The sequence below is a fragment of the Olleya sp. Ti.3.14 genome, from assembly GCF_038154885.1.
GTDB lineage: Bacteria > Bacteroidota > Bacteroidia > Flavobacteriales > Flavobacteriaceae > Olleya.
In genome coordinates this window covers 17513-32785 of record NZ_JBAKAO010000007.1, presented here as the reverse complement: position 1 = coordinate 32785, position 15273 = coordinate 17513, and the positions used below count along the sequence as shown (strand labels likewise).

Annotated in this window: 12 protein-coding genes; 8 read left to right on the top strand and 4 right to left on the bottom strand. The window is 32.1% G+C overall.

From position 1 onward, the window contains the following. The first annotated feature begins 1 nt into the window (after position 1). The 6 genes from V6251_RS10515 (at position 2) to V6251_RS10490 (ending at position 8986) form a co-directional block, all read left to right on the top strand. Complete coding sequence (locus tag V6251_RS10515) at positions 2-1267, top strand: glucose-1-phosphate adenylyltransferase (protein WP_341588183.1); 1266 nt, start codon at positions 2-4, stop codon at positions 1265-1267. A 3-nt stretch (positions 1268-1270) separates the two neighbouring features. Then, positions 1271-3181, top strand: a complete 1911-nt coding sequence (gene glgB / locus V6251_RS10510) for a 1,4-alpha-glucan branching protein GlgB (RefSeq protein ID WP_341588182.1) — start codon at positions 1271-1273, stop codon at positions 3179-3181. A gap of 183 nt (positions 3182-3364) precedes the next feature. Next, entirely contained in the window at positions 3365-5770 is a 2406-nt protein-coding gene (locus V6251_RS10505) for a glycoside hydrolase family 31 protein (RefSeq protein ID WP_341588181.1), read from the top strand. A gap of 129 nt (positions 5771-5899) precedes the next feature. Beyond that, positions 5900-6733 (top strand): M48 family metallopeptidase, encoded by an 834-nt coding sequence (locus V6251_RS10500; protein ID WP_341588180.1) that lies wholly within the window; start codon positions 5900-5902, stop codon positions 6731-6733. Between the two features lie 85 nt (positions 6734-6818). After that, positions 6819-8123, top strand: coding sequence for an MFS transporter (locus V6251_RS10495; RefSeq protein WP_341588179.1), 1305 nt, complete (start codon positions 6819-6821; stop codon positions 8121-8123). Positions 8124-8155: 32 nt separating this feature from the next. Further along, on the top strand, positions 8156-8986 hold the full coding sequence (locus tag V6251_RS10490; protein ID WP_341588178.1) for a hypothetical protein: 831 nt from the start codon (positions 8156-8158) through the stop codon (positions 8984-8986). A 73-nt stretch (positions 8987-9059) separates the two neighbouring features. Here V6251_RS10490 and V6251_RS10485 read toward each other — a convergent pair whose 3' ends face one another. From V6251_RS10485 to V6251_RS10470, 4 genes are read right to left on the bottom strand one after another with little or no spacing between them, the layout of a single operon-like run. After that, on the bottom strand, positions 9060-9794 hold the full coding sequence (locus V6251_RS10485; protein ID WP_341588177.1) for a head GIN domain-containing protein: 735 nt from the start codon (positions 9792-9794) through the stop codon (positions 9060-9062). Positions 9795-9816: 22 nt separating this feature from the next. After that, the gene (locus tag V6251_RS10480) at positions 9817-10899 is read right to left on the bottom strand and encodes a hypothetical protein (protein ID WP_341588176.1); all 1083 of its coding nucleotides are present in this window, start codon (positions 10897-10899) and stop codon (positions 9817-9819) included. Beyond that, complete coding sequence (locus tag V6251_RS10475) at positions 10883-11428, bottom strand: hypothetical protein (protein ID WP_341588175.1); 546 nt, start codon at positions 11426-11428, stop codon at positions 10883-10885. Before V6251_RS10475 ends, V6251_RS10480 begins: the two co-directional genes overlap by 17 nt. Before the next feature lie 5 nt (positions 11429-11433). Next, entirely contained in the window at positions 11434-11988 is a 555-nt protein-coding gene (locus V6251_RS10470; protein ID WP_339808912.1) for an RNA polymerase sigma factor, read from the bottom strand. Between the two features lie 292 nt (positions 11989-12280). On the opposite strand from V6251_RS10470, the gene lon reads away from it, so the two are divergent. After that, positions 12281-14728 (top strand): endopeptidase La, encoded by a 2448-nt coding sequence (lon, locus tag V6251_RS10465; RefSeq protein ID WP_341588174.1) that lies wholly within the window; start codon positions 12281-12283, stop codon positions 14726-14728. Further along, positions 14712-15233, top strand: a complete 522-nt coding sequence (locus V6251_RS10460; protein ID WP_341588173.1) for a LysM peptidoglycan-binding domain-containing protein — start codon at positions 14712-14714, stop codon at positions 15231-15233. Before lon ends, V6251_RS10460 begins: the two co-directional genes overlap by 17 nt. The last annotated feature ends 40 nt before the right edge of the window (positions 15234-15273 follow it).

The following is a 15273-nucleotide window of genomic DNA, read 5'->3' as shown; positions in this document are numbered from 1 at the left end:
TATGATTAATAATAAAGTGTTATCTATAATTTTAGGAGGAGGACAAGGATCCAGATTATATCCATTAACTGCAACTAGATCTAAACCTGCAGTACCTATTGCTGGAAAGTATAGATTGGTAGATATTCCTATTTCTAATTGTATAAACTCAGACATCAAACGCATGTTTGTATTAACACAGTTTAACTCGGCATCCTTAAATCGTCATATCAAAAACACTTATCATTTTAGTTTTTTTAGTTCGGCTTTTGTAGATGTTTTAGCAGCCGAGCAAACACCAGGTAACGAAGGTTGGTTTCAAGGTACAGCAGATGCGGTTAGACAAAGCATGCATCATTTTTTAAGTCATGATTTTGAGTATGCCTTAATCTTGTCTGGAGACCAATTGTATCAAATGGATTTTAACGAGATGATTGATGCACACATTAAAGCTAAAGCAAAAATATCTATAGCAACTATTCCTGTAAATGCTAAGGATGCAACGTCATTTGGGATTTTAAAAACAGATGATAAAAACGTAATTACTTCTTTTATAGAAAAGCCAGACAAATCATTGTTACCAGATTGGACATCAACTGTTAGTCCAGAAATGGAAAGTCAAGGTAAAAACCATTTAGCATCAATGGGAATCTATATTTTTAATAGAGATTTATTGGTAGAGCTAATGAGTAATCCAGATACAAATGACTTTGGAAAGGAAATCATTCCGCAATCCATTGCAAAACATAAAACACTTAGTTATCAATTTGAAGGGTATTGGACAGATATAGGGAACATAGATTCCTTTTTTGAAGCTAATTTAGGCTTGACGGATGAAATACCTAAATTTAACTTATACGATAAAGATCAAAGTGTTTACACACGTGCTAGGATATTACCAACTTCTAAAATATCGGGAACCGCTTTAGATAGAACAGTTATTGCAGAAGGATGTATTGTTAATGCAGCCAAAATTGAAAAATCAGTCATTGGTATTAGATCTAGAATAGGTAAAGAAACCACCATTATTAATACTTACATGATGGGTTGTGATTCCTATGAATCTTTAGAAGAAATAGAGTCTAACAAGATTAATATTTTAATGGGAATAGGAGAGCGTTGTTTTATTAAAAATACAATTATTGATAAAAATATAAGGATAGGAGATGATGTTAGAATTAATGGTGGAAAGCACTTAGAAAATAAAGAAACCGATACTTATGTTATTAAAGATGGTATTGTTGTTATTAAAAAAGGAGCTGTAATACCTAATGGATTTGTAATATAGCTTATGGCAGAAGTCACTGTGTTTAGTCTTTTTACGGACTTTGATATTAATCTTTTTAAAGCTGGAAAACATTATCGATTATACGAGAAATTTGGATCTCATATAACTACGGTTAATAATGTTGAAGGTACTTATTTTGCTGTTTGGGCACCAAGTGCGACACAAGTGTCTGTAGTAGGTGACTTTAATACATGGACAGAAGGTGACCATCTTTTAAATGTACGATGGGATAAAAGCGGAATCTGGGAAGGGTTTATACCAAACATTGGTAAAGGCAGTTTGTACAAGTACAAAATACAAAATAGTACTAATGGTAGCGTGACAGAAAAAGCAGATCCTTATGCTAGACGTTGCGAACATAATCCAAGTACAGCCTCTATAGTTTGGGAAGATAATTATTCTTGGAAAGATAAAAAATGGATGGCCTCCAGAAAGCAAAAAAATGCTTTAGATGCGCCTTATTCTGTTTACGAAGTACATTTAGGATCTTGGAAAAAGCAGGTTGAAGACAATCGTTTTTTATCATATGTAGAGTTGGCAGACGACTTAGTAAATTACGTCAAGGAAATGAATTTTACGCACGTCGAGCTGATGCCAATAATGGAATTTCCGTACGATCCAAGTTGGGGTTATCAAATCACAGGATATTTTGCACCAACATCACGATTTGGTTATCCAGAAGAGTTTAAACTTTTGGTAGACACATTACACCAAAATGATATCGGAATTATACTGGATTGGGTACCTTCTCATTTTCCAGAAGATGCACATGGATTAGGACTATTTGATGGTTCATGTTTGTATGAGCATCCTGATAAGCGCAAAGGGTATCATCAGGATTGGAAAAGCTTAATATTTAATTATGGTCGTAACGAGGTTAAATCATTTTTAATAAGCAATGCTTTATTTTGGTTAGATCAATACCATGCAGATGGTTTACGTGTGGATGCTGTAGCGTCTATGCTGTTTTTGGATTATAGTAGAGAAGATGGTGAGTGGGAACCTAATATCCATGGAGGAAGAGAAAACCTAGAAGCCATAGCTTTTATACAAGATTTAAATATAGCAATTTACGGAAACTATCCTGATGTACAGTCTATTGCAGAAGAGTCTACTGCGTTTCCGGGAGTCTCAAAACCTGTGTTTTTAGATGGTTTGGGATTTGGAATGAAATGGATGATGGGTTGGATGCATGATACCTTACAATATTTTTCAAAAGAACCAATTTATAGAAAACACCATCAAAATGATATTACCTTTTCATTAACCTACGCATTTACAGAAAATTTTATGTTGCCTTTAAGTCATGATGAAGTGGTGTATGGTAAAAAATCAATTTTAGGAAGAATGCCAGGAGATGAGTGGCAACGTTTTGCTAACGTAAGACTGTTATACAGTTATATGTTTGCTCATCCAGGTACAAAACTACTATTTCAAGGTGCAGAGATAGGTCAAAGTGAAGAATGGAATTTTGAAACTAGTCTTGATTGGCATTTATTGGATTATCCATCGCATAAAGGGTTAAATCAGTTTATAAAAGATATTAATGTGTTTTATAAAACTGAACCAGCACTTTATCAAAAACAATTTTCAAGTGATGGTTTTGAGTGGATTGATTATGGAGATTCAGAACATTCTGTAATAGTGTTTATGCGTAAAGGAAATAAGCCTAAAGACAATATTATTGTAGCTTGTAATATGACACCAGTTCCTCTAAATAATTACAGAATTGGACTACCTAAAAAAGGACAATTAATAGAAGTATTTAATAGCGATAATAAGCAATACTTTGGAACAGGAGATTTTCAAAATAAGCCAATAGTTAGTCAACTAAAACGATGGCATTCTAGAAAAAATTCAGTTGAAATTACAATACCACCTTTAGGCATGATCGCCTTAAAATATCAACCTTAAAAAAAAATATTACGATTATATATTATATGTAATTCTCATTTTTAATGTTTGATAATTAAGGTTTTAATAAATTTAATTATCGAAAACGTTATAGTTAATAATTTGTAACAATATCTAATAGCAAAGCTTTTGTAACAGGTTTATTTTGCGTTTTTTTACTATAAATAATTAGGACATTCAATTATGATTGTAAATACAGAATTAGAACAAAAAGGAAACTTATTTCCTTCACAAATAATAAAATTTAAAAAAGATGTAGACACATTATATTTCTATACAGAAAATAACGTAGTACTTCAATTAACAGTCTTAAGGGATAGTGTCCTAAGATTTAGATACACAACAACAGGAACGTTTGATAACGATTTTTCTTATGCGATAACCAAATACGCAAGTACAGGTTATAATAAGTTAGAAATTGTAGAAAATGATGAGTTTTACATTATAATCACTTCTAAATTAAGATGTGAAGTCTCTAAAAAAGATGCCAGAGTCTCTATTTATGATGCTATAACAGACGAGCTTATTAACCAAGATGAAATAGGTTTTCATTGGGAAGAAAGCTATGAGTTTGGTGGTAACATCGTTAAAATGAGTAAAACCGTTAATGAACGTGAAAGTTACTTTGGTTTAGGTGATAAGCCTGACCATTTAAATTTAAAAGGAAAACGATTTCAAAACTGGGTAACCGACTCATATGCTTTTGGTAAAGAAACAGATCCTATTTATAAAGCAATTCCATTTTTTACAGGTTTACACCATGGTAAAGCTTACGGAATCTTTTTTGATAATACCTTTAGATCGTATTTTGATTTTGGTCAAGAACGACGTAACGTAACCAGTTTTTGGGCTCAAGGAGGTGAGATGAATTACTATTTTATTTATGGTCCAAAAATGCAGGATGTTGTTGAGAATTACACAGACTTGACAGGAAAACCACATCAATTACCACCATTATGGGCTTTAGGGTTTCATCAATGTAAATGGAGTTATTATCCCGAAGCAGAGGTTAAAGCGGTAACCTCAAAATTTAGAGAGCTTCAAATACCATGTGATGCCATTTATTTAGATATAGATTATATGGATGGTTTTAGATGTTTCACTTGGAATAAAGACCACTTTCCAGATCCAAAACGTATGGTTAAAGAGTTGTTAGATGATGGCTTTAAAACCGTAGCTATTATTGATCCAGGAATTAAAATAGACAACGAATATTCAGTTTTTAAAGAAGCTTTAGACAAGGATTATTTTTGTAAACGAGCTGATGGTCCATACATGAAAGGTAAAGTGTGGCCAGGAGAATGTTATTTTCCAGACTTTACAAAACCAGAAGTTAGAGATTGGTGGTCAGGATTATTTAAAGAATTAGTTGAAGACATAGGTATACAAGGCGTTTGGAATGATATGAATGAGCCTGCTGTAATGGAAGTGCCAAATAAAACATTTCCGGATGATGTGCGTCATGATTATGATGGTAATCCTTGTAGTCACAGAAAAGCACACAATGTTTATGGTATGCAAATGGCTAGAGCCACTTATCATGGAATGAAAAAGTTTAACTATCCTAAACGTCCTTTTGTCATAACTAGAGCAGCATACTCTGGTACCCAACGATACACGTCTACTTGGACTGGAGATAATGTGGCCACTTGGGAGCATCTTTGGATAGCAAATGTACAAGCACAACGTATGGCAATGTCAGGATTTAGTTTTGCAGGAAGTGATATTGGAGGTTTTGCCGAACAGCCTCAAGGCGAATTGTTTACACGTTGGATTCAATTAGGAATTTTTCATCCATTTTGTCGTGTGCATTCTTCTGGAGATCATGGAGATCAAGAACCTTGGGCTTTTGATGAAGACGTGACAGATGTTGTTAGAAAATTTATTGAAATTAGATATCAACTTTTACCTTATTTATATACCGCTTTTTGGAACTTGGTAGAGCATGGTACACCTATATTAAAGTCTCTAGTCATGTATGATCAAGAGGATAATCAAACACACTATAGAACAGACGAGTTTGTTTATGGAGATCAAATTTTAGTTTGCCCAATACAAGAACTTAATGCTAAAGGTCGCAGAATGTACATACCTAGAGGTAGCTGGTATAACTTTTGGACCGATGAGTTAGTAGAAGGAGGAAAAGAAAAATGGGTTGATGCAGAAATAGATAGTATGCCTATTTTTATAAAAGAAGGTGCAATCATACCTAAATTTCCAGTTCAGCAATATGTAGATCAAACAATAATTGAAGAGTTATCATTAGACGTGTACTTTAAGTTAGGTAAAGAGTCGTCACAGTTATTTGATGATGCTCATGATGGTTATGATTATACTAAGGGACGTTATAGTTTCAGGACATTTAAATTAACAGGTAAGTCGCAGGAATTAATTATTCAACAGCATAAAGAAGGAAAGTATGAAGCGACTTATAAGACTTTCAAATTAAATATTCACGCATTACCGTTTGAAATTAATGAGATTCAAATAGATAATGAAACTGTAGCTATAGATCAAATTAAAGACAGCGGAATAGTGTCTATGGTTATTGATAAAAACTTTTCTGAAATTCATTTAATAGGAAAATAAACATAAGTAATATACTGTTTAAAGACTATATGTGACTTTAATCGATGTTTTGTTTGCAAATAAAAATACCGTTTGTTAAAATATGGCTAAGTTTTTGTAGATTTATAAAAAGAATAAATTATAATAAATATGAAATTAAAAAATAGCGTAGCGCTTGCTTTAACATTAGTAATGTTTTTGTCATGTTCTACTAATCCATTTACAGGAAAAAAAACATTAGCTTTTGTGTCTAATGCAGAATTGTTTCCAACAGCTTTCGCGCAATATAACCAAGTGTTAACAGAAAGTAAAGTAGAAACAGGAACAACAAGAGCAGAGATGATTAAACGTGTTGGTCAACGTATATCTGTCGCAGCAGAACGTTGGTTAAATGCTAATGGACAACAAGGTTATTTAAATGATTATAAGTGGGAATACAATTTAATTGAAGAAGATGTTGTAAATGCTTGGTGTATGCCAGGAGGAAAAATTGTGTTTTATACCGGAATTTTACCAGTAGCAGAAAACGAATCTGCAATTGCAGCAATTATGGGTCATGAAGTAGCGCACGCTTTAGCAAATCACGGACAACAACGTATGAGTGCTGGAATGATACAACAAGGCTTAGGAGTTGTTGGTAATGTAGCTTTAGCAAATGACGAAAAAACTTTAGGAATCTTTAATCAATCTTATGGTATTGTTTCTAACGTAGGAGGTATGTTACCTTTTAGTAGAAGTCACGAAACTGAAGCGGATAGAATTGGTTTATATCTTACAGCTATTGCTGGTTACAATCCAGATGAAGCAGCTAATTTATGGAGACGTATGGCACAAGCAAGTGGAGGTCAAGCACCACCAGAATTTTTAAGTACGCATCCAGCAAATCAAACACGTATTGATAATTTAACAGCCTTATCTCCTTCAGCTAAAGCAGAAGCACAAAAATTTGGTGTCACTAGTTTTAGACCTTTAGGTAAATACTAGTTTTTTAAAAATATTTAATTACTTTCGAAGCTGCTCTTTATAAGAGCAGCTTTTGTATTTTTAAGCACTAACTAATTACTATTTAATGGCACATCTTAAAAAAGGAAGTAAAAAACTGCTTAATGCTTGGGCATTTTATGATTGGGCAAATTCAGTTTATACGTTAACTATAGCATCGTCAATATTTCCAATATTTTACTCAGCGCTTTTTGTCTCTCAAGTAGAAAAAACGGTTCCTGCTTTTGGAATGGTTTTTAAAAGCACAGCATTAATAACATATGTAACAGCTTTTACATTTTTAGTAGTAGCTTTTACATCTCCTATATTATCTGGTATTGCAGACTACGTAGGTAACAAGAAAAATTTCATGAAGTTTTTCTGTTATTTAGGAGGTTTAGGTTGTATTGGTTTATACTGGTTTAGTTTAGAGTCCATTCATATTAGTTTGTTGTTTTACTTTATGGGTTTAATTGGTTATTGGGGAAGTTTGGTGTTTTATAATTCTTACTTACCAGATATTGCATTTCCAGAACAACAAGACAGTATAAGTGCTAAAGGTTTTAGCTTAGGGTACGTTGGAAGCGTTTTGTTATTATTAGTAAATCTTGCGATGGTAATGACACAAGAGACAGGAGAGGCTAAATTGCAAATGATGCGTTATTCTTTTGTTATGGTTGGTGTATGGTGGATTGGGTTTAGTCAATATTCATTTTATATATTACCAAAAGGAGTTAAAACAGGTGAAAAAGTAACAAGAGCGATAGTACTTAATGGTTTAAAAGAATTAAAATTAGTATGGATTCAATTAAAACAAAACTTAAGATTAAAACGCTATTTAGCAGCCTTTTTTGTGTTTAGTATGGCAGTACAAACCATTATGTTAGTCGCTGTGTATTTTGGAGAAGAAGAAATTGCTTGGGGAAGCTCTGATGCTAAAACACAAGGATTAATAGTTAGTATTTTAGTAATACAATTGGTAGCTATATTAGGTGCTTTTTTAACGTCAAAAGCATCCGAAAAATTTGGTAACATTAAAACACTTATAATCGTTAATGTTATATGGATGGCATTATGTTTTTACGCTTATTTTATGGTTACACCTTTTCAATTTTACATAGCAGCTGGCTGTGTAGGATTGGTAATGGGAGGCGTGCAAAGTTTAGCACGATCCACATACTCTAAATTTTTACCAGAAACAGAGGATACTACATCGTATTTTAGTTTTTTTGATGTTGCAGAAAAAATAGGTATCGTTATAGGAATGGTGATTTTTGCAACTATAGATCAATTAACAGGTAGCATGCGAAATGCTATATTGTTTTTGTTTGTATTCTTTTTAGTAGGTATCTTTTTGCTGTTTAGAGTGCCAAAACAAGGTGAGTTAAATTAATTTTATTATGTTTATAATCTAAAATATTAAAAATGAAAAAAATATTACTACCATTATTATCTTTAGCTTTTGTGTTTTTAAGTTGTGAAAACGAACCATTAGAGGGTTTTGAATTAGATGCTACAGGTGGTAGCACAGGAGGCGGAAGTGTTGGAGGAGGTGAAGTTATTATAGGAGAACCTGGAGGAGAGACTACAGGCGACTATTGGCCTATGGCAGAAGGTAACAAATGGACTTACGACTACAGTGTGGATGGTGTTGCTGAAGAAGATTCTGTAATGGAAATTTCTAATCAAGAGGATTATTTAGGTTTTCCTTCTTATTTATATAGTTCATTTTTTCAAAATTCTACAAGTACAGATGGATCAACAACTGGAGATGTAGAGTTAAATTCGTATTCTAGTAAAAATGGTGGAGATTATCACTTTAGTGTAGCAAGTACGAATATTAATGTTGGTGGTTTTATTGAGATTTCTCAGTCAGCTTATGGATTTATAATGTTAAAAGACTATTTAAATGTAGGCGAAAGTTGGACTAATACATATACAATTACAACAACTACTGAAGTTTTGATTGAAGATTTACCAGAAGTGCCTACTACTAATTTAAACGTAATTTATACTAGCCAAATCATGGAAAAAGATAGTGCTGTTGAGGTTAATGGTACAAGTTATAGTCCAGTAATTAAAGTTAAAGCAACAACTACCTATCAATTAGCAGGAACTCCTGATAGCTCTGCAGAGTATTTTTACTACTTTGCTAAAGATGTTGGGTTAATCAAATATGAAGGAAGTGTTTATGATGCAGACGATAATATTACTTCAAATGTTTTAGGTGAATTAAACGATGTTATTTTAAACTAAGATTTTTATTTAAATAAAAAAAGCCACAATTCTAGTTTCAGAATTGTGGCTTTTTTAATAGCTAATTTTTGTATTAATTACTAATATCTCCAGATCCAGTAACCTTTTTGTCTACTTTACTTGGACTACCTTTATATTCAATATCTCCAGAGCCTGTTACTCTTGCTTTGATAGCTTCTTTAGCATTAACAACCACGTCACCTGATCCAGTTACTTTAGCTTCTGTAAAGTCAGCCATTAAGCGTCCACCATGAAAATCTCCAGAGCCTGTCACACTTGCATTTAAATTAGTTGTTTGACCAGTTAGTGTCAAATCTCCAGATCCAGTAATTGAGGCTTCAACGTTGGTTGATTTAACATCCAGAGTTACATCACCAGAGCCTGATACTTTAGCTTCAAAGTTTTTAGAAACTATGGTTGCATTAGACGTAACATCACCAGATCCTGAAAGTGATACTTTGTCAATATCTTTAAACGGAATGGTAATCTTGATAGTTTTATTTCCGCTAGGTTTTAAATTAATGTTATTTTCTGTTTTAACTATTAACCCGTTGCCTTCTACTTCAGTTAAAATATAATCTAAAAGGTTTTCTTCTCCTTCAATAGTAATTGTACCTTCTTCGCCTTCAACTAATTCAAATTCCATCCAACCTGCAAGTCTAATTGCATCATAATCTGATGTTGTTCTAGTTATTGTAGTAAGGTTTCCGTTTCCTTTAATTGTTTTTCCTTTTCCCCATTGCGCATTACAAGAAGTAAAGGCAATAAGCGCTAAGGTTAATACTAGTGTTTGTTTTAATGTTTTCATGATGATTGATTTTGTTAAATTATTATTTTTTATCAAAGGTTACGCTTCCGTACTCTGAGTTTATTTTTATTAGGTTGCCTGAGTTACTCTTATTGTGGTATCCAGAATAGTATTTATCAGAATGTTTGATGCTTTTGTTATTAATCTCAAAGTCATCTTCGCCATTCAAACTTCCGTATTCCAATTTTATATCAAAATCAAAAGCGTATTCTGGATCAATACCTATTTTAATACCAACATAATCAGATTCAATATTAACATCTCCAGCATTTTTGGTCATTTTGCCTATTTTAATGGAGCCATAATCTGCATTTAAAGTTACATTTTTATACACGTCACCCAAAACAACCGTTAGGTAGTCTCCATTACCAGAGATACTATTTAGTTTGTTTACACGTAAGCTTCCGTAATCACAGTTATAATTTACGTTTTCGGCTATTTCTATTAACGATTTTGTGTAATCTGCTACAATGGTTAAGTCTTTAGTTTTTGCAACTGTAAACCCACTATAGTCAGCATTAATTTTTCCACTTTTGATGTATTCAAAGTAGCTGTTATTAGTGTAATCAAAATTGATAACATTATTATCTGCTAACAACTCTTTGGTTGTGATTTTACCATAATCACAAGATATTTCGGCACGACCTTCAAGAGTCCCCAAAGTAATATTTCCGTAATCGTTACTTAAATTAACATGGTTAGTTATTGGCATTTTAACAACGTAATTTATTTTCATATTAACATCGTTGTTATTAGACCAATTCCACCAAGAGCTTTTCTTCTTTTTACCAATTAAAGTCTCAGCAGAAACGTAATTGGATGTTCCAGAAAATTCGACATCAATTTCATCTAATCTTGATTGTACTTCTTCCAAATCATTACCATTGGTAGTTATTTTAACTTCAATAGCAATAGTATTGCCTGTCCATGTTACAATATCTAGGTTACCATATTTATTGTCTATTTTTAAGGTGGCATTATTGTTAACGGTATATTCTTTTTTTAATGTTTTTTGTCTAGTATGTTTGCCATCCAAATCGCCATTATTAGATAAGGCAATTACCGGAAGTAAAAGGCAAAGTGTTAATTTATATAGTAGTTTCATAATTGTTTTGTTTTAATGTTTTAAGCGCTTCAATTTGTAAAAGTGTGCTTTGTAACACGTCTATTCTGTTTTGAAAGTTGGTTATCATTGCATAAATGACGCGTTGGTCTTCACCACTTTCTGTTAGGTTTAATTTTAAATTTTTGTATTCTAATTCTAACTTATCTAATCTTGATAAAGCATCATCAACAAGTTTTTGTGTTTCTGGGCTTTTTTCTGTTTTAAGTTTATTTAACTCAAAAGCAATAGTGTTAGAAAAAAAGTTCTGAGTTTCTGCCAATTCTGGAGAGATACTTGCTAAGTCTTTTTGGGTAGTATCAGGTTTTAAATTAAGTGCAATACTTAAAATTAACACAACAGATGCTGCTACTGCCAATAAAGGCTTCCAATAATTAGTTTTACGATTAGCTACTTTAGTTTCTGTTTTATTTAGTTTGTCAATAAAACGCTGTTGATGTCCTAAATTAGGTGCTTCAATGTCAAATTGATTGTCTAAATTTGTAAATAATTGTTCTATATTATCTTTCATCACAATTAATTTAATTGTTCTAATTTTTTTCTTAAACTCTCTTTTGCTCTAGAGACTGTTGTTCTGCAATTAGCATAACTAATTTGCATGACTTCACTAATTTCTTCGTAATCATAACCCTCAATAAGATTTAAGGTTAATGCAATTCTGTAATTAGATTTTAGAGTATTTAAAGTGTCTAAAATTTGTTTTGCTTTAACAGAAGTAAACTCGGTTGTTGTATCAACGCCTTGATGGTCTTCAATTTTATATAATACATCGTCCAGAGCTACGTCTTCATTTTTTTTATTTTTATTAAAAGCATGTATGCTATTATTAACAACAATACGTTTTAACCAAGCACTAAATGTGCTTATTTCTTTAAGTGTATTCAGCTTAGTAAATGCAGTCAAAAATGATTCTTGCATAATGTCTTCAGCTTCAAAACTATTATTCACAATTCTAAATGACGTATTATACATTGCCTTGTAGTACCTGTTGTAAATCTCCAATTGTGCTAATTGGTTACCAGATAGGCAAAGCATTATAAGCGCTTCAATATTGTGTTTGGTTAGTGTCAAAAAATGGTTTGTTTTATATAAAGAGGAAAGTTAAAACACTTTGTTACACTTTTTGAAAAAAAATATTTTTATTTTTTATTATTGATTATAACAAGATAGTATTAAACTTTTTGCGATTTAGAGTAGCATCATAAAGTATGGCACATTAATTGAAATTTTATACTTGAAAATATGCTGTTACTTATGGTTAACTATAAGTTTATCAATGTAATAGTGAAAGTTTAATTTGTAATTTTAAAACATAATAGCTTAAATGAAACGATTACAGTGACATTTTGGCTTACATATATCTATGAAAAAATCTAACTTTATATCGCTTGACAGTTTGTCATTACAAGATTTTGATGAAAATTCAGAATTAATCCCTTTAATGACGCCAGAAGATGAAGAAAAAATAGCAAAAGAGGAACTGCCAGAAACACTTCCAATTTTGTCACTACGTAACACAGTATTGTTTCCAGGTGTTGTAATACCTATTACTGCAGGACGTGATAAATCTATTAAATTAATTAATGACGCTAATAAAGGCGGTAAGGTCATTGGTGTTGTTTCTCAAATAGATGAAGATGTAGAAGACCCTAAGGCAGAGGATTTACATCAAATTGGTACTGTAGCTAGAATTTTAAAAGTTTTAAAAATGCCTGATGGTAACACAACAGTTATTATACAAGGTAAAAAACGTTTTGAGATTGATACGGTTATAACAGAAGAACCTTACATTAAAGCGACTGTTAAGGAAGTACCACAAGCAAAACCTGCAGCAAAAAACAAAGAGTTTGCAGCGATAATTGAGTCTATTAAAGAGTTAGCTGTACAAATCATTAAGGATAGTCCAAATATACCAACTGAGGCGACGTTTGCTATTAAAAATATAGAAAGTGATTCGTTTTTAATCAATTTTGTATCGTCTAACATGAATTTGGATGTAGATGAAAAACAGGCGCTTCTAGAAATGAATCACCTGAAGGATCGTGCTCTAGAAACATTACGTTATATGAACGTCGAGTTTCAAAAGCTAGAACTTAAAAATGACATCCAATCTAAAGTTCAAAGTGATTTAAATCAACAACAACGTGAGTACTTTTTAAATCAGCAACTAAAAACGATTCAGGAAGAACTTGGTGGTGGTAATGCTGAGGAGATTGAAGACATGAAAAAGCGTGCTAAATCAAAAAATTGGGATGAGAAAGTCGGAAAGCATTTTGATAAAGAGTTAGCAAAAATGCAACGTATGAATCCTCAGGTTGCCGAGTATTCTATACAACGCAATTATTTGGACCTATTTTTAGATTTACCATGGAGTAAGTTTAGTAAAGATAAATTTGATTTAAAGCGTGCCGAAAAAATATTAAATCGTGATCATTATGGTTTAGATGATGTCAAACAGCGTATCATCGAGCACTTAGCAGTGTTAAAATTACGTAATGACATGAAGTCGCCAATCTTATGTTTATATGGACCTCCAGGAGTTGGTAAAACATCATTGGGTAAATCTGTAGCAGAAGCATTAGGTCGCGAATATGTACGTATGAGTTTAGGTGGTTTGCGTGACGAAGCAGAAATACGTGGACATCGTAAGACTTATATTGGTGCTATGCCAGGACGTATCTTACAAAGCCTTAAAAAAGCAGGTACCTCTAATCCAGTTTTTGTACTAGACGAAATTGATAAATTATCCAACTCTCATCAAGGTGATCCTTCTTCTGCATTATTAGAAGTTTTAGATCCAGAACAGAATGCTGAGTTCCATGATAACTTCTTAGAGATGGGTTACGATTTATCTAAAGTTATGTTTATAGCTACTACTAATAGTTTAAATACTATTCAGCCTGCTTTAAGAGACCGTATGGAAATTATTAACGTTACAGGTTATACTATTGAGGAAAAGGTAGAAATAGCTAAAAGACACCTGTTACCAAAACAATTAAAAGAACACGGTTTAGAAGATAAACACATTAAAATAGGTAAACCGCAACTAGAAAAAATAGTAGAAGGTTATACAAGAGAATCTGGTGTACGTGGTTTAGAAAAGCAAATTGCAAAAATGGTGCGTTATGCAGCTAAAAATATTGCAATGGAAGAAGAATATAATATCAAGATTTCAAACGACGATATAGTAGAAATATTAGGTGGTCCAAAATTAGAACGTGATAAATACGAAAACAATAATGTTGCTGGCGTTGTTACAGGTTTAGCCTGGACAAGAGTAGGTGGAGATATTTTGTTTATTGAATCTATTTTATCTAAAGGAAAAGGCGCATTAAATATTACCGGAAACTTAGGTAAGGTAATGAAGGAATCGTCTACCATTGCTATGGAGTTTATTAAGGCTCACGCTGAAGAGTTAAATATTAACCCTGAGGTATTTGAAAAATATAATGTGCACATCCACGTACCAGAAGGAGCAACACCTAAAGATGGACCAAGTGCAGGAGTTACTATGTTAACGTCATTAGTCTCTTTATTTACACAACGTAAAGTAAAGAAAAGTTTAGCAATGACTGGCGAGATTACATTGCGTGGTAAAGTATTACCAGTAGGAGGTATTAAAGAAAAAATACTAGCTGCTAAGCGTGCAAGAATAAAAGAGATTTTATTATGTGAAGACAATAGAAGAGATATAGAAGAAATTAAACCAGAATATTTAAAAGGTCTAACGTTTCACTATGTGTCAGATATGTTGGATGTTATTAAAATTGCAGTGACAAGTCAAAAGGTAAGTAATGCTAAAAAGTTATAAGACATCAAGTCTTTTTAAAAGGTTATTCTTTATTGTAGTTATACTAAATTCAGCAATAGCTTTAGCTCAAGATCAAAACTTGGTTAATGTTATACTGGATGGTAAACCTGCAGTTTTAAATACTAAAACTGGAATTACCAAGTTTGTTGACAATAATTCAGACAAGAAACAAGAGGTAGTAAATGGTGAAACAGATTTAATAACAACCCATATTGTAGAACAAGGAGATACACTATACGCCATATCTAATAAATATGGCGTAAGTATTTCACATATTAAAGCAATTAATAACTTAAGTACTAACCTGATTTCAATAAATCAAAGATTAAAAATAGGTTATGCTAATTCAGCTAAAGTAAAAGTTAGTACTGTGTGGATTGTAAAAAAAGGCGATACATTGTATAGTATTTCTAAAAAAACAAGTGTGCCAATTGCAACTATACAAAGCCTTAATAATATAAAGGATAACATAATAATTGTAGGAAAAACACTATTTTTAAGATAGTTTGAATCAATAGTTTATATTTGTTAAAATTAATTTAATT